The sequence below is a fragment of the Flavobacterium sinopsychrotolerans genome, assembly GCF_900110375.1.
In the GTDB taxonomy this organism is placed as follows: domain Bacteria; phylum Bacteroidota; class Bacteroidia; order Flavobacteriales; family Flavobacteriaceae; genus Flavobacterium; species Flavobacterium sinopsychrotolerans.
This window is the reverse complement of the sequence record NZ_FODN01000002.1, coordinates 273425-291462: the sequence shown is the minus strand read 5'-3', so window position 1 is coordinate 291462 and position 18038 is coordinate 273425. Positions and strand designations below refer to the sequence as shown.

The 18038-nt window shown below is 34.3% G+C and carries 15 protein-coding genes; 9 read left to right on the top strand and 6 right to left on the bottom strand.

Translation table 11 applies throughout. From position 1 onward, the window contains the following. The first annotated feature begins 77 nt into the window (after window positions 1–77). Entirely contained in the window at window positions 78–1496 is a 1419-nt protein-coding gene (locus BMX64_RS05565; protein WP_091168099.1) for an amidohydrolase family protein, read from the top strand. A 90-nt stretch (window positions 1497–1586) separates the two neighbouring features. Here the strand turns inward: BMX64_RS05565 and BMX64_RS05560 are convergent, their stop codons facing one another. The 4 genes from BMX64_RS05560 to BMX64_RS05545 form a co-directional block, all read right to left on the bottom strand. Next, a complete protein-coding gene (locus BMX64_RS05560) occupies window positions 1587–4055 on the bottom strand; it encodes a zinc-dependent metalloprotease (protein WP_091168096.1) in 2469 nt (822 codons plus the stop codon). Between the two features lie 223 nt (window positions 4056–4278). Beyond that, window positions 4279–4809 carry a C40 family peptidase gene (locus BMX64_RS05555; protein WP_167543024.1) on the bottom strand — a complete coding sequence of 177 codons (531 nt, stop codon included), beginning with the start codon at window positions 4807–4809 and terminating at the stop codon, window positions 4279–4281. A gap of 311 nt (window positions 4810–5120) precedes the next feature. Beyond that, complete coding sequence (locus BMX64_RS05550) at window positions 5121–6164, bottom strand: RluA family pseudouridine synthase (protein WP_091168088.1); 1044 nt, start codon at window positions 6162–6164, stop codon at window positions 5121–5123. Further along, entirely contained in the window at window positions 6154–6780 is a 627-nt protein-coding gene (locus tag BMX64_RS05545; RefSeq protein ID WP_091168084.1) for a PASTA domain-containing protein, read from the bottom strand. Before BMX64_RS05545 ends, BMX64_RS05550 begins: the two co-directional genes overlap by 11 nt. Before the next feature lie 218 nt (window positions 6781–6998). On the opposite strand from BMX64_RS05545, the gene BMX64_RS05540 reads away from it, so the two are divergent. From BMX64_RS05540 to BMX64_RS05520, 4 genes are all read left to right on the top strand, one after another. Next, window positions 6999–7973, top strand: coding sequence for a D-alanine--D-alanine ligase (locus BMX64_RS05540; protein WP_091168080.1), 975 nt, complete (start codon window positions 6999–7001; stop codon window positions 7971–7973). Between the two features lie 9 nt (window positions 7974–7982). Then, on the top strand, window positions 7983–8675 hold the full coding sequence (locus BMX64_RS05535) for a DUF421 domain-containing protein (RefSeq protein ID WP_091168077.1): 693 nt from the start codon (window positions 7983–7985) through the stop codon (window positions 8673–8675). A 44-nt stretch (window positions 8676–8719) separates the two neighbouring features. Continuing rightward, window positions 8720–9175, top strand: a complete 456-nt coding sequence (coaD, locus tag BMX64_RS05530) for a pantetheine-phosphate adenylyltransferase (protein WP_091169019.1) — start codon at window positions 8720–8722, stop codon at window positions 9173–9175. Between the two features lie 513 nt (window positions 9176–9688). Then, complete coding sequence (locus BMX64_RS05520; RefSeq protein WP_091168072.1) at window positions 9689–10267, top strand: PhnA domain-containing protein; 579 nt, start codon at window positions 9689–9691, stop codon at window positions 10265–10267. A 147-nt stretch (window positions 10268–10414) separates the two neighbouring features. Here BMX64_RS05520 and BMX64_RS05515 read toward each other — a convergent pair whose 3' ends face one another. Then, window positions 10415–11764 (bottom strand): DEAD/DEAH box helicase, encoded by a 1350-nt coding sequence (locus BMX64_RS05515; protein ID WP_091168069.1) that lies wholly within the window; start codon window positions 11762–11764, stop codon window positions 10415–10417. Window positions 11765–11921: 157 nt separating this feature from the next. Here BMX64_RS05515 and BMX64_RS05510 point away from each other — a divergent pair, with 157 nt between their 5' ends. Beyond that, window positions 11922–13652, top strand: coding sequence for a M14 family metallopeptidase (locus BMX64_RS05510; protein ID WP_091169013.1), 1731 nt, complete (start codon window positions 11922–11924; stop codon window positions 13650–13652). 60 nt (window positions 13653–13712) lie between these two features. Here the strand turns inward: BMX64_RS05510 and BMX64_RS05505 are convergent, their stop codons facing one another. Beyond that, entirely contained in the window at window positions 13713–14312 is a 600-nt protein-coding gene (locus BMX64_RS05505) for an NUDIX hydrolase (RefSeq protein ID WP_091168065.1), read from the bottom strand. Between the two features lie 7 nt (window positions 14313–14319). Between BMX64_RS05505 and pyrE the strand changes: the two genes are divergently transcribed. From pyrE to BMX64_RS05490, 3 genes are all read left to right on the top strand, one after another. Then, window positions 14320–14967, top strand: a complete 648-nt coding sequence (gene pyrE / locus BMX64_RS05500; RefSeq protein WP_091168062.1) for an orotate phosphoribosyltransferase — start codon at window positions 14320–14322, stop codon at window positions 14965–14967. Window positions 14968–14990: 23 nt separating this feature from the next. Beyond that, window positions 14991–15383 carry an SRPBCC family protein gene (locus tag BMX64_RS05495; RefSeq protein ID WP_091166951.1) on the top strand — a complete coding sequence of 131 codons (393 nt, stop codon included), beginning with the start codon at window positions 14991–14993 and terminating at the stop codon, window positions 15381–15383. Window positions 15384–15617: 234 nt separating this feature from the next. Then, window positions 15618–18035: an ATP-binding cassette domain-containing protein gene (locus tag BMX64_RS05490; protein WP_091166949.1), complete on the top strand. Its 2418-nt coding sequence runs from the start codon at window positions 15618–15620 to the stop codon at window positions 18033–18035. Window positions 18036–18038: the final 3 nt, after the last annotated feature.

Below are 18038 nucleotides of genomic sequence, written 5' to 3'. Positions count from 1 at the left end.
TGAATCAATATCTTTAAAATGGAAAACCTTTTTATGAAAATGACAAGCAGAACACTATCGACACAATTAAAAAACCTATGAAATTACTACATACTTTATTCTTCGCACTTCTTTTAAATGTCAGTTACTCGCAATCGACGAATGACTATTTTGAAAAGATTAGAAATAATGAAGCTGAATTAACTGCTTTCTTTTCACAAATGCCAAAAGGCGGCGATTTACACCACCATTTTTCTGGTTCGATTTACGCGGAGCCATTATTACAACGTGCGATTGCTGATGATTTTTATCTCAATACCGAAACGATGAATGTTTTAAAAGAAAAACCAGCAACCGGAAACTGGGAATTATTTTCGAACTTGAAAAACAACGGAACATTAGACGTTTACAAACAAAAAATAATGCAAAAATGGTCCGTAAAAGACTATAATCATGTGGATTATCCATCAGACAAATTGTTTTTTGAATCTTTTATGAAGTTTGAACCGGCCATAAAAGGGAATTTTGGACAGGGATTATTGGAATTAAAAAACAGAGCCATTTCAGAAAATGTCAGTTACATCGAAACCCAACTATCTACGATTCCAACTGCAATGAACACGGATGATTTGACGAAATTCAATTCCAGATTGCGAAAATTAGCTTTGGCAAAAGATGAAAAAGCAATTTTGAGAACATTGGATTCCGTGTATAATTCCTTATTGAAAAAAGATGCTGAATCCTATGCCAAAACATTCAATACTAATTTTGTGTCAAAAATGCATAACGATTTAAAAATTGATGATAAGCAATTTACTATGCGCTATCAAAATTTTGTATTACGTTTCATGGAACCTGTTGATTTATTCAAAAATCTGGTAATCGCATTCATTTCGGCAGATCAAAGTCATTTGATGGCGGGTGTTAACATTGTTTCTCCAGAAGATGGCGAAACTTCGATGAAGGATTATTGGTTGCACATGCTAATGTTTAAATATTGTCATTCCCGTTATCCAAATGTAAAATACACGATGCATGCAGGCGAACTGACGCTGGGTTTAGTGCAACCGGAAGATTTGACGTGGCACATTGGCTCAGCCGTTTATACTGCAGAAGCTAATCGTATTGGTCACGGAGTCGATATGGCGTACGAGAAAGATTCGTATGATTTATTGCGACATATGGCAACTAAATCCATTCCTATCGAAATTAACTTAGTGAGCAACGAATTCATTTTAAAAGTAAAAGAAAGCCGTCATCCGCTTACTTTGTATAAACAGTTTGGCGTTCCCATCGTAATCAGTACCGATGATGCAGGGATTTTGCGCACGAATATGACCGAACAATATGTTTTGTTAGCCAAAAGATACAAAGAAGTTTCTTATACTGATATCAAGCAATATATCTACAACAGTATCAATTATAGTTTTATAAAAGAAGCTTCTGTCAAAAAACAATTAATAAAAGATTTAGATGACAGATTCAAAACTTTCGAAGCGAATTTCCCTTTGAAATAAATGGTTCACTTCAATCTAGATTTATTTTTATAACACCAAAAATCCGCTACAAAAGCGGATTTTTTTGATGAAATAGCATTTATATTCTGATTATTTTGGATTTAAAATCAATTCAATTCTTTTGATGGCATCCTCATAATGGTATTTTGTTTCTACATTTATAGCTCTAGTTTTAGCTACTGATAAAGTAGTTCTTAAAGCGTTCAACTCGCCTCTCACCAATCCTCTCAAATCAGACTGAGCTACATTGTAAAAATCAGATGGACGACCGGATTTAATTTCTTCTTTCATCAAATACGCCATTCTTTCGATATAAGCCTTTTGTAAATTTCTTCTATAAATCGTTACGTTTGATGGTAAATTAGCCTCTTTCCAAATTCCTTTGCGCATGTCACTCAATAAATCCAAAGCTTTATAATTAGTAGCTCCCAATATTTCAGAATCCATTAATCGACCAAGGCGTTCAAAACTCAAAACACTATTCAAATGTCTGGCTTGCAAGTTTCGGAAACGTTCTGTGTATCCTGCATAATTTATGTTTTTTAATGTAGCTACATTCACCAACCAAGTTGGAGAAGCAAAAGCATTGGCTTGCAACCACTGCATAGCTTCTTGTTGTTTTGCTTTTGGTACAATATCATAAATACTTCCTTTTTGATTTGGTTTTTTGGTCGCTTCATAAACGCCGCCAACATTAGTCACCACATGACCTACATATCTACTCCAAACGCCTAACATTTCTTCGTACAACTCCTCTAAATCCTCGTAATTATTAGTAACATCACTGGTCCATTCCGGTAAATGAGCCGCTACGTATTGCAAGTTTTTAAGGCCGTATGAACCCGCTTTCATCGAATTATTTCCGATATCTTCTGTTTGCGAAGTCGGGTCAAAACTGCTACTTTGCGATCCAAATTTATAAATAGGATTTCCCGCTTTTTCCATAATCCATTTGTCTAATGTCGGTACTTCAGCTTCTGGCGAAGTCATATTTGGAATGAATCTGTATCCCCAATTAGTAGCGTAATGATCGTAAGGTCCCATTTGGCGGATGAAACGCACGTTTTTATCTCCAGGTTGTGCGATGTAATTAAAACGCGCATAATCCATCAAACTCGCTGCGATTCCGTTTTTCTGTGTAAACTCACCATTTCTGTAATTTTCGGTGTCATAGGCACAACTTGCACCCATATTATGAGGGAAACCAAGAGCATGTCCTACTTCGTGTGCGATAACCATACGCATCATTTCTCCCATTTCTTCATCACTGGTATTTAATGTTCTTGCCGAAGGATTTGCTGCTCCGGTTTCTAACAAATACCGATTTCTATAAGAACGCAAATGGTTGTGGTACCAAATCACATCACTTTCAATAATTTCTCCAGTTCTAGGATCAGAAACACTTGGTCCAACCGCATTTCGTGTTGTACTCGCCACGTAACGAATCACCGAATACCGAATGTCTTCCGGACTAAAATCAGGATCTTGTTCCTTTGTAGGTGCATCCTTGGCGATAATCGCATTTTTAAAACCTGCAGTTTCAAAAGGCTTTTGCCAATCTTCAATTCCTTGCTTGATGTACTTGCGTAATTTTTCAGGCGTGGCAGGATCTAAATAATAAACAATAGGTTTAATCGGTTCTACCAGTTCCCCTTTTGCATAAGCGACAGGATCTTTTGGTTCCAATTTCCAACGGCGGATGTAGGTTTTACTGTCGGATTTTAATTCGTTACTTCCATAATCAATCTGATTCATCGTAAACCATCCCACTCGCGGATCTGCTAATCGGGGTTGCATTGGTTTTTCAGGCAATAAAATCATCGATTGATTCATTTGGATACTGATTGTTTCCGAATCTGACTGAACCGGCGGTTTTGAAGCGTTATAGGTAAAATCCTGAATTACTTCAATATTCATGGGAAAACTTTTCATTGTATTGATAAAACTGCGGGATTCATCCAGTCCTTTTACTTTATACGTTTCTCTCATATCAGCCGATAAACCGCTAATTGATTTCACGTCTGTGGCATAAAATTTAGTCATATCGATTACCGTATTTGCCGAATCTTTGCTGAACGCTACAATATCAAAAGCAAATAAAGTAGGTTCATAATTATTGGATTTTACCGAAATACTGATAGGCAAACTGTCATTAGCAACTGCACTGAATGACTTTAATTTAATCAGAATTTTATCTTGAAAACGCTCCCAAATAATTAATTGCTCATTGGTTTCGGAACCGGCATTTACATATCCGCCGCCTAAATTAGCTGGAAGTTTAGCCAATCGACTGACCAAAAGCATGTCTTTATTCAAGTATTTATTTGGGATTTCGAAGAAATATTTCTTATCCACTTTATGAACGATAAACAATCCATCGTCAGAAACGGCATCTTTAGTAATTACCTTGCTGTATTCCTTAATCGTGGCTTCCGGTTTCTTTTCCGGTGGCGGGACTACAGTGGCATTTTTATCTTTTTTTCTTTTGGATTGGGCAAATTGGGCGGTAGGTACAAGCATCGCAGCAGCAATTGCTGTTAAAATGAAAAATTTCTTCATTTAATGGTTATTTAGTGGTTAATCAATACCAAAAATAATTTTTAGAGCCTACAAATTGAATAGTATTAATTGGTTTAACTTTTAATTAACAACCATTCAATTTAGTACTGTTCCTTTTATCATTGGTGATTTTACACTATAGAATAAAAACCTACCTGTTTAGTTTTAATTAAAAACTATTTGCTTTAGGCTAAACATATCCTGAATTTCAAACAAAATTTATCTACAAAACACGTATTGCTTTTACAAATCTACGAGTATAACCTGGCTTTTTCAAACTAGTAATCACTACTTTCATTTCACGACCTGAGGTAGAATGAATAAAATCACTTTCCATTCCTTTTGGATTTGTTACGATGCCCATATGGCCGATAACATTTCTGGTAGGACTCAAAAACAACAGAATATCTCCTTTTTTCACATCAGAAATTGGAATTTCTTTGCCAAAATTTTTAAACTGTGAAGAACTGCGCGGAACCTTGATTTTGAAATTATTAAATACAAAATAAACAAATCCGGAACAATCGAAACCATTCTTGCTACAGCCCGCTGCAACATAAGGTGTTCCTAATAATCCCATTCCAAAATTGACAATCTTGTATCCCAAATACGTGTTATTGTCAATTGGATCTACCAAGGTATCTTTGACAATAGTTTCATTTTTTTGGGATGAAAACCCACCCGTTTTAGATGAACCATACGCACTACTGCCTAAAACAAGTACCGATAAACCAATAAACAGTGTCAATTTCATGGTATTTATATTTTTAAATTTCATAGTGACAAAATTAAATTAGCAGCCTTTAAGTTTATATTATAGGAATCCCTGTTTCTATATTTCATAATTGAAATAGTGAGATAATGGAATCCCATAAAGTTCATCTTTACAAATCTAAATAAATTATATCATTTCAAATGAAAGCGAGTAAAAAAGCCCAAAAGCTAAAAGGCAAACAATAAATATGCCAAGAAACCTATAGTATAACAATCTTTGTGTGCCATTAAATACAAGTAATACAAATTACTTTCCACAAAAAAAGCCCCAACTCGGGACTTTTCATATTTTTATTCTTCTACTTCGTCCGTCCCATGGGATTTTGAATAGCCTCTCCATTTCTCGATACAATCCTGCAAATCCTGCGGAAGTTCCGTATCAAAACGCATCATCTCACCGGTTGTAGGATGCACAAAACCTAATGTTTTAGCGTGTAAAGCCTGTCTTGGCAATGCTTTGAAACAGTTGTCAATAAACTGCTTGTATTTTGTAAACGTAGTTCCTTTTAAAATCAAATGACCACCATAACGCTCGTCATTAAATAAAGGATGTCCTATGTGTTTTAAATGCGCACGAATCTGATGTGTTCTTCCGGTTTCCAGTTGGCACGAAATCAACGTAACGTATCCAAAACGTTCTAATACTTTGTAATGCGTTACAGCAGGTTTTCCTATTTCAGGATCAGCAAAAACCGCCATTTGCATACGATCTTTCAAGTGTCTTGCTAAGTTTCCTTCAATTGTTCCTTTATCAGCCACGACATTTCCCCAAACTAAAGCGACATATTCTCTTTCAGAAGTTTTTGCTTCAAATTGTTTGGCTAGGTGCGTCATCGCCGCTTCCGTTTTGGCAATCACCAATAAACCCGAAGTGTCTTTATCAATTCGATGCACTAATCCGGGACGCTCGCTGCTGTTCATTGGCAAATTATCAAAATGATATGCCAACGCATGCACTAAAGTTCCCGTATAATTCCCGTGGCCGGGATGTACCACCATTCCTGGTAATTTGTTTATCAACAATAAAGTATCGTCTTCATACACAATATCAAGCGGAATATTCTCTGGAATAATATGGTTTTCATAAGGAGGATGCGTAAGCATAACCCTAACCACATCATTGGCTTTAACCTTGTAATTGGACTTTACTTTAGCGTCGTTTACAAAAATATTCCCTTCGGTAGCTGCAGTTTGTATTTTGTTGCGAGTCGCATTTTGAATAAGGCTCATCAAGTATTTATCAATTCGCAAGGACGCTTGGCCTTTAGGAACTTCAAACCTGAAATGTTCAAATAACTCGTCTTCTAAATCTATTGTATCTATATTATTGTTCATCAACTGGTATTTCTTCTTCTATTGGTGCTACAAGCGTATCTGCAGCCTTTTCCTCTTCTTCGTAACTCATTTTTCCGTCTCCTAAAACCAAATCAATTTTGGATGATTTCAAGACTCTGTCCCCTGCTTTCAGGTTTCTTCCTTTGAAACGCATTTCCAATACCATATCTTTTCCAAGATTTGGAACATATGTAACCGATCCTTCTTCAAGTCCTAAAGCTTTCAAAGTAGGCACCGCTTCACGATATGTTTTATTCACTAAATCAGGAATTCGAACAGATGAAAATCCTGAAGTATTTATTTTTATGTATATTTTTCTACCTACTTTTACCTTTGTACCCGGCGTTGGATCTTGCTCAACAACACTATATTGCGGAAAATCACTTCTATAATCTACGCTATCCAAAAGCACGTAATCTAAATCCAACTCGTCCAGCTTTTCCTCCACTTGCTCTTCCGTCAATTTACTCAAATTTGGAACCGCAATTTCATTGCCATGATCAGTTGTAAAAGTCAACCAATGCATAAACAAATAGCCCAAAGCTGCAATAATGGCAATCGCAATTAATACTTGTACAAAAAAGACACGGCTGGTAAGATACTTACGTAAACTCATAAATTTATTTTTATATGCGGCAAAGATAAAGCTATTTCGTTCCAAAAAAAATGATAATTTTGTTTAATGCTTTTTGGAGCTATTTCCCGCTATTCGTTAAAATCTTTTTATCCGCCGAAAAGGCTGATAAAAAGGATTTCCACTACTATCGGGGCTAGAATCTAGTGCTAAAAACACATTATTATTTATTCGAACAACTAAGAACAAAACGATACAAAATGAAAAACATTGCCATCATCATGGGCGGATATTCCAGCGAGTATAAAATCTCACTCATCAGCGGAAACGTCGTATATCAATTTCTGGACAAAACGAAATACAACGGATTCCGAATCCATATTTTCAAAGAAAAATGGGTTTATGTTGATGCTAACGACTCCGAATTCGCTATCGATAAAAATGATTTTTCAGTAATTGTTGATGGTAACAAAATTACTTTCGACTGTGTTTTCAACGCCATTCACGGAACTCCCGGCGAAGATGGATTAATGCAGGCCTATTTCGAATTATTGCATATTCCGCAAACCTCCTGCGATTATTACCAAGCGGCTTTAACGTTCAACAAACGTGATTTATTATCGGTTCTAAAACCATACGGAATAAAAACTGCCACTTCCTATTACTTAAACAAAGGCGATGTTATCAATACTGAAGAAATTGTCGCTAAAGTTGGTTTGCCTTGTTTTGTAAAACCCAATAAAGCGGGTTCCAGTTTTGGAATTTCCAAAGTTAAAACTGCAGCCGAATTACCAATCGCAATAGAAGTCGCGTACAAAGAAGACAACGAAATCATCATCGAAAGTTTCCTTGACGGAACTGAAGTTTCAGTTGGAGTTATTAATTACAAAGGAAAAGTAACCGTCTTACCAATAACTGAAATTGTTTCTGACAATGATTTCTTCGATTATGAAGCCAAATATTTAGGCAAATCACAAGAAATCACACCGGCAAGAATCTCAGATGAAATGACTCAAAAAGTGAGCGAAATAGCCAAACGCGCTTACGAAGTCCTCAAAATGAAAGGTTTCTCCCGAAGCGAATTTATATTGGTAAACGGAGAACCACACATGTTGGAAATGAACACCATTCCAGGATTAACAACGGAAAGTTTGATTCCGCAACAAGCCAAAGCAGCCGGAATTTCATTGGAAGATTTATTTACAAACGCGATAGAATTGGCATTAAATAACTAACTTTCCATTATGACAGAAATCTTTGAATGGAACCGATTATTATACAATGATCTACCAGAATCCTTTCTTTTAGAAGTTATTTTCCGTTCCACCATAATGTTTACCGTTTTACTATTGACATTAAAAGTCGCAGGAAAACGTGGCGTGAAACAATTATCGGTATTTGAAACGGTCATCATAATTGCCTTAGGATCAGCAGCCGGAGACCCTATGTTTTATGAAGAAGTTGGTATCATTCCGCCCATAACTGTATTTCTGGTCATTATCCTATTGTACCGATTAGTAACTTGGCTCACCGGAAAAAGTAAAAGATTTGAGGAGTTTATAGAAGGAAAAACCGAATGTATCATCAGCGAAGGGAAATTTTCAATTGCTACATTTAAAAAAGAAAGTCTGGCTCAAGATGAATTCTTTTCAGAACTCCGTTTGAAATCAATAGAGCATTTAGGGCAGGTGAAAAATGCATTCATGGAAACTAGTGGCGAAATCAGTGTTTTCTACTATGAAGACCACGATGTTCAACCAGGATTGCCAATTCTGCCTTTTTTATTTAAACTCAAAAGTAAAACGATTCCAGCAGAAGGCGTTTATTCCTGCATCTTTTGCGGCAATACGGAAAGTCATAAAGCAGGAAATGCGCTGTGCAGCGTTTGTGCAAAATCGGAATGGGTCGAAGCAATAGATACACTGAGAAAAACGTAATTCAACCCAAAGAAAATCAATGCGATTTAATTATATCTTATACAATGAGAAAAGCAATATTCCCGGGTTCTTTTGACCCAATAACTTTAGGACATGAAGACATCATCAAGAGAAGTATTTCTTTATTTGATGAAATCGTAATTGCCATTGGAATCAATGCCGAAAAAAAATATATGTTTTCATTGGAAGACAGAAAACGTTTTATTGAAGAGACATTCAAAAACGAACCTAAAGTTTCAGTAATAACCTATGAAGGTTTGACAATTGATTTGTGCCATAGAATAAAAGCAGATTTTATTCTTCGTGGTTTGCGCAATCCAGCCGATTTCGAATTTGAAAAAGCAATCGCCCACACCAATCGTCGTTTATCAAAAATAGAAACTGTGTTTTTATTGACTGCAGCAAAAACCTCGTATATCAGCTCCAGCATTGTGAGAGATGTAATCCGCAATGGAGGACAATATGAAATGCTGGTTCCAGATGCAGTTCGAGTGAAATAGCACTAAAAATAGAAATTTACTGAAAGCACTATTTAGCCGTATCTTCTCCAAAAATAAATGCCAGATTGTATTACAAAAAATGTTAAATCACGTTAAGCATACTTTTAATTATGGAAGGAATTTTAATCTTTGCGCCTTTCTTTTTGATTCCATACATAATGGCGCATATTTTTAATCGTGTAAATTATTCCAATAGATGGATGACATATATTTTTAGCGGAATAGTAAATTTAGCATACTCTGTGTTGTTCGATTTTATAAGTTCTTATTTGAAGGAAGATAAATCTCAACCTGTATGTCATTTCCCCTTATTTCTATTTCCAATATTTTTTTCGCCTTTTCTAATACTACTTCAATTTATGTTTAACAAAGCTATCATTAAATCTGTCAAGTACAAACGCAACGATAGTCAAAATGAACAATAAAAGCTAAACACCCAGCAACCCAAAAAAATATAAATTTGTAAAAAGCGCTGTTAAGCCGTACTTTCACCAAAAATAAAAGCCATTAAACATGAGTATAGAAAGAGAATTAAGCAAACGTAGCGGAGCAAAATGTGAACTTTGTGGTGCAACCGAAAACCTAAAAGTATATCAAGTATTGCCAACCAAAAAAGGTGGACTTGATGAAAGTATTATGTCTTGCAGTACGTGTATTGACCAAATTGAAAATCCGGATAACGTAGATTTAAATCATTGGAGATGTTTGAATGACAGCATGTGGAGCGAACATACTGCCGTACAAGTTGTCGCGTGGAGAATGTTAAGTCGTTTGCGTGCAGCTGGATGGCCTCAAGAATTACTGGACCAAATGTATTTAGACGAAGATACTTTAGCTTGGGCACAAGCAACTGGTGAAGGCGAAGAAGACGAAACTAAAATAATTCACCGTGATAGCAACGGAGTGATTCTTGAAATTGGAGATTCAGTCGTTTTAATCAAAGATTTGAAAGTAAAAGGTTCCAGCATGGTAGCCAAACAAGGAACTGCTGTGCGTAACATCAGACTAGACCATGAAAACGCCGAATATATTGAAGGTAAAGTCGACGGTCAAACTATTGTAATTATTACACAATACGTTAAGAAAATATAGTTTGCAGTGATCAGTGATCGGAAAAAAGAGTGATCAGTGACTTTCTTGATAACAAAAAATCGTTAACAGTAATCAAATTTACTGTTAACGATTTTTTTATTGGTATAATGTTTTTTTTACTGCTCACTAGAAACTGAAAACTGAACACTAATTTTCCTCTTCTTTCTTAATCACTTTTCGAGCGACTTCAATTTTAAACTTCTTGCCTTTCATTTTTTCGTCTTTAATGGCGTGCAATAAATCTTTTACTTTGTTGAATTTGACGGCAGCAAAAGAGATAAAATCTTTCACTTCGATTAATCCCAAATCGCCTTTTTCTAATTTCCCTTTCTGAGAAAAGAAACCTACGATATCAATTTTGTTCAATTTATTTTTCTTTCCACCACTGATATAAATGGTTTGAAATTCAGGTGGTTTTGGTAAAGAAGTGGAGTTTTCCACTTTCAAAGCTTCCATGCCGTAATCAATGTAATCCATTTTTTTCTCACTTTCATGAGCAATAATATACGCGGTTCCAGAAGCCAACATACGCGCTGTACGTCCGTTTCTATGCGTGAATTCGTCTTCTTTAGATGGCAAGTGATAATGAATTACGTGATTCATTTCGGGGATATCAAGTCCACGAGCAGCCAAATCAGTTGTGATTAAATAGCTTACACTTCCGTTTCTAAACTGGATTAAAGCGCGTTCTCTTTCGTCCTGATCCATTCCGCCATGATAATACGTGGCATAAATTCCTTTTTCATTCAATGTATCACTGATACGTTCTGCGGCATCACGATGGTTGCAAAAAACAATAGCCGACTGTGATTTCAACGAACAAATCAAGTTGAATAAACTCCCAATTTTGTCTTTTTCTTTCGAAACCACCATTTTCATCGAAAGATTCGTTTCTGCTACGTTTTCTGGAATAAAATCCAAAATCGTTGGATTAACGACTCTTGTATATCGAGGAATCTCAATATCGGAAGTAGCGGAAACCAAAACGCGTTTATTCAGTTTCGTTAATTTTCCAATGATAAATGACATTTGCTCATGGAAACCCAATTGTAAGGATTTATCAAATTCATCCAAAATCAGCGTTTGGATTTTATCCACACGGAAAGTTCCTCTGTCGATATGATCAGCAATTCTTCCCGGAGTTCCAATTAAAACTGCTGGAGGATTGCTTAAATTCTTGATTTCAGTATCAATGGAATGTCCGCCGTAACATACATTTACTTTATAATCGGTTCCCATTTTTTTCCAAACTTGCTCAATCTGCAATCCTAATTCACGTGATGGAACCAGAACTAAACATTGAACCGATTGAATTTCTGGTTGTAACATTTCTAAAATAGGCAACAAAAAAGCCAAAGTTTTCCCGGAACCTGTTGGCGAAAGCAATAAAACATTATTGTCATTCAGAATAGCATCTTGTGCAACTTCCTGCATTTCGTTCAGGCTTTCGATGCCTAAATTCAAAAGTATATTGTTGGAATGGTGTTTCTTATTCATTTTTTCAATTTGGTGCAAAGGTAATTTTTAATTGTGATTTATGAATTTTGAATTACCAAATTTCATTCTATTTCAATCGAAAAATTCCTTTTATTACATTCATTTCTACAGTTATCTAAAAAAAGCTACATTTGAAATTCAATTTAAAAACCGAAATATGAGACTTTTCACATTCCTTTTTTTACTACTCTCCATCAGTACTTTTGCACAAAAAACGAATAAATACGATACTTTTTTCGAAAAAGGCAATGGAAATCAATCAGCGTCTTATCCAGAAACAATCGCGTATTACAAACTTTTGGCAGATGATTTTCCTACTATCGAAATGCAAAAAATGGGATTGACAGACAGTGGCGAACCCTTGCACATGGTTATTTTTAATCCTGAAAAACAATTTGACTTTGGAAACATCCAAAAAAACAAAGCAGTAATCCTACTCAATAATGCTATTCACGCAGGAGAACCGGATGGAATTGACGCTTCAATGCAATTGTTTAGAGATTTAGCTTTAGGCAAAATAAAAGCCCCTAAAAACACGGTTATTGTTTGTATTCCGGTATATAATATAGGCGGAGCTTTAAACAGAAATTCTACTTCAAGAGCCAATCAGGACGGACCAGAAATCTATGGCTTTCGTGGCAATGCGAGAAACTATGATCTGAATCGCGATTTCATCAAGTCCGATACCCGAAACACTAAAAGTTTTGTGGAAATTTTCCATAAAATAAATGCTGATGTTTTTATTGACAATCACGTTAGCAATGGTTCAGATTACCAATACAAACTCACGTACATTATGACGCAACATAACAAATTGGGAACTGTTTTAGGAGATTTTTTAAATACTGAAATGATGCCGGCTTTGATCCAAGATTTACAAAAAAAGAATATCGAAAATACGCCTTATGTCAATGCTTTTCAGGACACACCAGACAAAGGTTTTGGTCAATTTTTTGAAAGCCCAAGATTTGCAACAGGTTACACTTCGTTATTCAACACAATAGGATTTGTCGTGGAAACGCACATGCTTAAAAAATATGCAGATCGTGTGAAAGTGACATACGAATACATGCGTTCAGCAATCGATTTTACAGATACTAATTACAAAAAAATAAAACAACTGCGTTTGAAAAATGAAGAGCAGTACCAACCAAAGAAATCGTACACCATTAAGTGGGAAATTGACAGTACGAAAACGGTTCCGTTTTCTTTTTTAGGCTATGAAGCCAGTTATAAGAAAAGTGACGTAACATCAGGAAATCGATTGTTTTATGACCGTACAAAACCATTCAAAAAAGACATTCCGTACAGCAAAGAATTCAAATCCACAAAAGAAATAATAATTCCGAAAGCGTACATTATTCCAAAAGGATTTTGGCCAGTTATTGAATTATTAAAAAGTAATACAATTACCTATTCCCAACTAAAAAACGACACCATAATTGAAGTTGAAAGTTACAGAATTGCGGATTTTAAAACGACAAATTCTGCTTACGAAGGACATTATTTGCACCGAAACACTTCGGTAACTTCTAAAATGGAGAAAGTGGCTTTCGCCAAAGGAGATTACATAATTCCTACGCAACAAAAGGGAATCAAATATTTATTGGAAACATTAGAACCAGAAGCAATCGATTCTTTCTTCAACTGGAACTTTTTCGATACGATGTTGCAACAAAAAGAAGGTTATTCAGATTATGTTTTTGAAGATTCAGCGACACATATTTTAAAAGAAAATCCAAAATTAAAAGCCGAATTTGATTTAAAAAAACAAAGCGATGTGAATTTTATCAATAATCCGGAAGCGCAACTCGACTGGATTTACAAACAGTCGGTTTATTATGAAAAGGCGCATTTACAATATCCAGTCTATCGCATTTTAAAATAAAAACTCCTTTTTTTTTAAGAAATGCCCCCAAATAGTGTTGACTTTATGGGGGCATTTCTTTTATATAATTTTTTCCTCTTCAAACAATAATTTTATGTTTTCATAGGAATTTTTTAAAGCACCTTGAATTTGTTCTGGATTTAACCAGGCTACTTTTTCGATTCCTTCTTCTAATTGTCCTTGAAGTGTACCATCAAAATTAGTTTGCATTTCGAACCAATGTGTGATTTTCAACTTATATTTTCCATTACGCCTAAAAACATGATATGTTTTTTGAAGTTTGTGAGATATTGACAGCCCATTTACCCCAGTCTCCTCCTCTACTTCACGCACAGCTGTATCCTCAATTTCCTCTCCTTTTTTGATACCGCCTTTGGGTAAATCCCATTTCCCGTTTCTAAAAATGAATAGGACTTCACCTTTTTTATTATACACCAAGCCTCCTCCCGCTTTGCAAACAGGAATTTTTGCTTTCAAAGTCTTCATAATAACGCTTTCATCAGCATGATATAAGTACGCTTTTTGAATTTTATTTTGAAAGATTTTAACTATAAGTTGCTCTATGTCAATACTTTCTAATAGAAATAATTGAAAATCTGTCTCCTTAGAGATATGATTTGTCAAAAAAAGTGGTTTGTCGTTAACAAAAACTTTATACATTTGTAGTATGATTTTTAATAAAGATACCGCCGAAAAAACAGCCGAATTTCTTTTGCAAATAAATGCAATTAAATTGAATCCAGGAAATCCTTTTACATGGGCTTCTGGATGGAAATCACCTATTTATTGTGATAACAGATTAATCCTCTCATTTCCAGCTGTAAGAAATTATATTCGGGATGAATTTTCCAAGAATATTGAAAAACAATTTGGTAAACCAGATGTTATTGCCGGTGTTGCCACTGGAGCAATAGGAATTGGTATGCTGGTAGCGGAAAGTATGGGGCTGCCATTTGTATATGTACGCCCTGAACCTAAGAAACATGGCAGACTAAATCAAGTAGAAGGTTTTTTACAAAAAGGACAAAATGTAGTCGTTGTAGAAGATTTAATCAGTACGGGAAACAGTAGTTTACTTGCTGTTGAAGCTTTGCGTGAAGCGGGAGCCAATGTCAAAGGTATGGCTGCAATCTTTACTTACGGCTTTGATGTTGCAGAAGAAAATTTCAAAAACGCAAATGTTGATTTATTTACTTTAAGTAATTATCCAAACTTATTGAATTTGGCGGTTGCTAAAAGATATATCACTGAGGATGAAGAATTAACACTAAGAGAATGGAATTCAAGTCCGTCTACTTGGAATACTGAAGTCTAAATTAAAAAATAAAAATAAAAACCATGAACTTAGAAAGTCCAAAAGTTACTGTTCAAAAACCAGCTCAAGAAATGTTTGATTTATTGAGTGATGTTAAAAATTTTCAAAAATTAATGCCTGATAACATTGCTAAATTTGAAGTTATTGGTGACGACGCATTTATTTTTGGTTTAAAAGGCATGCCCGAAATAAAATTGAAAATGAAAGAGAAAGTGGCTCCAAGCAAAGTAGTTCTGGGCGCTGCAAGTGATAAATTACCGTTTACATTGATAGCAAATATTGATGCTGTTTCTGAAACTTCAAGTGATGTAAAACTTGATTTTGAAGGTGATTTCAATCCTATGATGGCTATGATGATAAAAGGTCCAATTGGGAAATTTATCGAAACTTTAGCTGGCAATATGAATAAATTGTAAAAAACTATTTAAATAGTAACAATAAAATAATATTACAAAAGTCTTTTAGTGCAAACTGAGAGACTTTTTTTTGTATAAAAAAGTCAATAATTGTCATTTACCGAGTTTTTAGGTTTGTTATGGGGAAAAATCACAACAATCATTTAATATTAGTAAATTACTGATTATTAAATAGTTAATAAATAATTTAAATCTAGTTGGCCCCATAACCAGAGAAAAAAACTCAATTGATCTATGCCAATTACTGATCCTCAATTAAAGAGCAACGATTGCGGAATTAGCGCAATCAAAACGATTTATAACATTTACGGAAAGAATATTTCTCGAAGATATATCGAGCAGAATATACCATTGGAAGAAAAAGGATCTCGAATTTCAGATATTAAAAACTTCTTGAATTCAAATGGATTTAAGGCTCAATTCAAACTATTTGATATTAATTATATTGGAGGTAATGAGGCAAGTTTACAAGAATTATTCCCTTTTATTTTACCCATTGAAAATAAAAATGGCTTGCATTATATTGTGGTGAATGATATAAAAAATAACCGCCTAAAAATATATGACCCTAGCAAAGGAAGTCAATACTATTTGTCCCTACAGGAGATGAAAAAAAAATCTTATTTCATCAAAAATCATTGGGATCTAGCAGATACTGAAGATAAAATAATAGCAATCTGTTCACAGGATTTATCAGATTATCAAATTAATTTTGAGAATACCTTAATTGAAAATGGTCATGCGGTCCTTTTCAATAAGCTCACTTACTTTAAATATCTAAAAGACAGTTTTGGTTTTAAAGACCTGCTAGCAGAAAGGAATTTTCTAACCGATTTACTAAAAAACCAAGAAATTTCCAGTGTCCCAAATAGTTTTAAAATACTGGAATTAGAAAAAGGAAAGATAAAAAACAATTCTCCTTTGATTCTTGTGGTAAAAGCAATAGAAGAGGAAAAAGACACACAGCAATCCTATCCTGAAGAAGAAAACGGAAGTTTATATTGGCAATTATTCAAACAATTAGGGGAATATAAAAAACTTTGGTACATCTATATTTTTGCGGCTTTGTTTTCAGCTGCTACTGCTCAAATTGCAGTCTTTACCAATCAAATCATGATTGACAATGTCCTTCCAACCTATAATTTGAACACGCTAGTTTTGTTTGCTGCAGGTTTAGGAATTTATAAAATTTTCGACATTTTCACTACTGTCTATAAGAACTTTGTGGGGATTCATTTAGGAAATGCTTTAGATAAATATTTTCTATTTTCTTTCGACAAAAAAATAAATAATTCATCCCTTTCCTATATTCACTCCTACAAAAAAGGGGATTTAATGGAACGCGTGAGTGATTCGCTGAAACTAAAAAGCTTTTTCATGAAGTTTTTCACCAATATATTAGTGGATGTAAGCGTGTCTATTTATTCATTATGCATTTTATTTTTTATAGATAAAACGCTAACATTAATTGTACTGGGTGTAATGATTTTATTTTTTCTTTGGTTTAAATTCATTACACCTTATTTGAAGCAAAATGAAAGACTGCGCTACATTCGCAAAGCCGATTTTCTTTCTAAAATGATGGAGAAAGTTGATGGAATACAGGTTATTAAAAGTTTCAAAATAGAACGTTTTCATTCCAATAAAATTTTCATAAGCATCAATGAATATTTAAAAATTCAGCTAAGAAACGGGTACATTGATTTATTAAATAAAATTTTTGTTGCCCTGATAGTAATTGTTTCCACGATTTTTATCATTTTATTTTTGACAAAATCAGCTATTGAAACCCAAATAATTACATTGGGCCAAATTGTGACTTTTATAGCGCTTTCTTCAAAAATATTTTCTTCTTTGAAAGGCATTTTAGATGACAATCTGACACTTCAGGAGAACGAAGTCATCCTAAAGAGATATTTGGATTTTGATGAAAAAACAAAAAAAATCTCTAAAAAAGGAATTCAGGATTTCAACATTGAAAAAATTGAATTTCAGAATCTGAATTACGGTTATCTACCCGATGAATTTGTATTAAAAGATATTAATTTAAAAATACGAAAAGGCGAAAAAATAAAAATAGAAGGACAAAATGGCTCTGGAAAATCAACCTTCAGCAAAGTATTAACAACACTTTACCATCCCAATTCAGGCTCGATTCTTATAAATGAAAAGGATAAGAAATTTTATAACGATGATAAAATGCGGGATAAAATTTTATTAGTGACCAATGAGGATACTCTGTTCAATGACACAATTCAAAACAACATTATTTTAGGAAAAGAGATAACCGTTACAGCAATTTTAGATATGGCAAAACAAATTAATTTTTATGAATTTATTGCTTCAAAAGATGATGGACTGGAATTTATTATTAACGAAAACGGGAAAAATCTTTCCACTGGGCAACGCAAAAAAATCCTCTTGCTTCGGGCACTATTTTCAGATGCTGAACTTATCATTCTAGATGAAGTCCTTTCAGGAATGGATCTCGAATCCAGAAATAAAATAGAAACGATGATTGATGAAGACCTTATAAAAACGTATATCATCATTTCTCACGAACCCATCACTAATATCAATTTTTCTAAAAAATATAAAATAGCAAATGGAGAACTCTTTTTATTACAACACGAAATCGATCCGGTTTATTAAAAT

Bases quoted from the DNA above. Each gene is read 5' to 3' on its own strand.
- coaD (WP_091169019.1), top strand. From the start codon at position 8,720: ATGAGAAAAGCAATATTCCCGGGTTCTTTTGACCCAATAACTTTAGGA.
- BMX64_RS05555 (WP_167543024.1), bottom strand. From the start codon at position 4,809: ATGAAATTGACACTGTTTATTGGTTTATCGGTACTTGTTTTAGGCAGT.
- BMX64_RS05515 (WP_091168069.1), bottom strand. From the start codon at position 11,764: ATGAATAAGAAACACCATTCCAACAATATACTTTTGAATTTAGGCATC.
- BMX64_RS05550 (WP_091168088.1), bottom strand. From the start codon at position 6,164: ATGAACAATAATATAGATACAATAGATTTAGAAGACGAGTTATTTGAA.
- BMX64_RS05495 (WP_091166951.1), top strand. From the start codon at position 14,991: ATGAACTTAGAAAGTCCAAAAGTTACTGTTCAAAAACCAGCTCAAGAA.
- BMX64_RS05540 (WP_091168080.1), top strand. From the start codon at position 6,999: ATGAAAAACATTGCCATCATCATGGGCGGATATTCCAGCGAGTATAAA.
- pyrE (WP_091168062.1), top strand. From the start codon at position 14,320: ATGATTTTTAATAAAGATACCGCCGAAAAAACAGCCGAATTTCTTTTG.
- BMX64_RS05560 (WP_091168096.1), bottom strand. From the start codon at position 4,055: ATGAAGAAATTTTTCATTTTAACAGCAATTGCTGCTGCGATGCTTGTA.
- BMX64_RS05545 (WP_091168084.1), bottom strand. From the start codon at position 6,780: ATGAGTTTACGTAAGTATCTTACCAGCCGTGTCTTTTTTGTACAAGTA.
- BMX64_RS05520 (WP_091168072.1), top strand. From the start codon at position 9,689: ATGAGTATAGAAAGAGAATTAAGCAAACGTAGCGGAGCAAAATGTGAA.
- BMX64_RS05490 (WP_091166949.1), top strand. From the start codon at position 15,618: ATGCCAATTACTGATCCTCAATTAAAGAGCAACGATTGCGGAATTAGC.
- BMX64_RS05565 (WP_091168099.1), top strand. From the start codon at position 78: ATGAAATTACTACATACTTTATTCTTCGCACTTCTTTTAAATGTCAGT.
- BMX64_RS05510 (WP_091169013.1), top strand. From the start codon at position 11,922: ATGAGACTTTTCACATTCCTTTTTTTACTACTCTCCATCAGTACTTTT.
- BMX64_RS05505 (WP_091168065.1), bottom strand. From the start codon at position 14,312: ATGTATAAAGTTTTTGTTAACGACAAACCACTTTTTTTGACAAATCAT.
- BMX64_RS05535 (WP_091168077.1), top strand. From the start codon at position 7,983: ATGACAGAAATCTTTGAATGGAACCGATTATTATACAATGATCTACCA.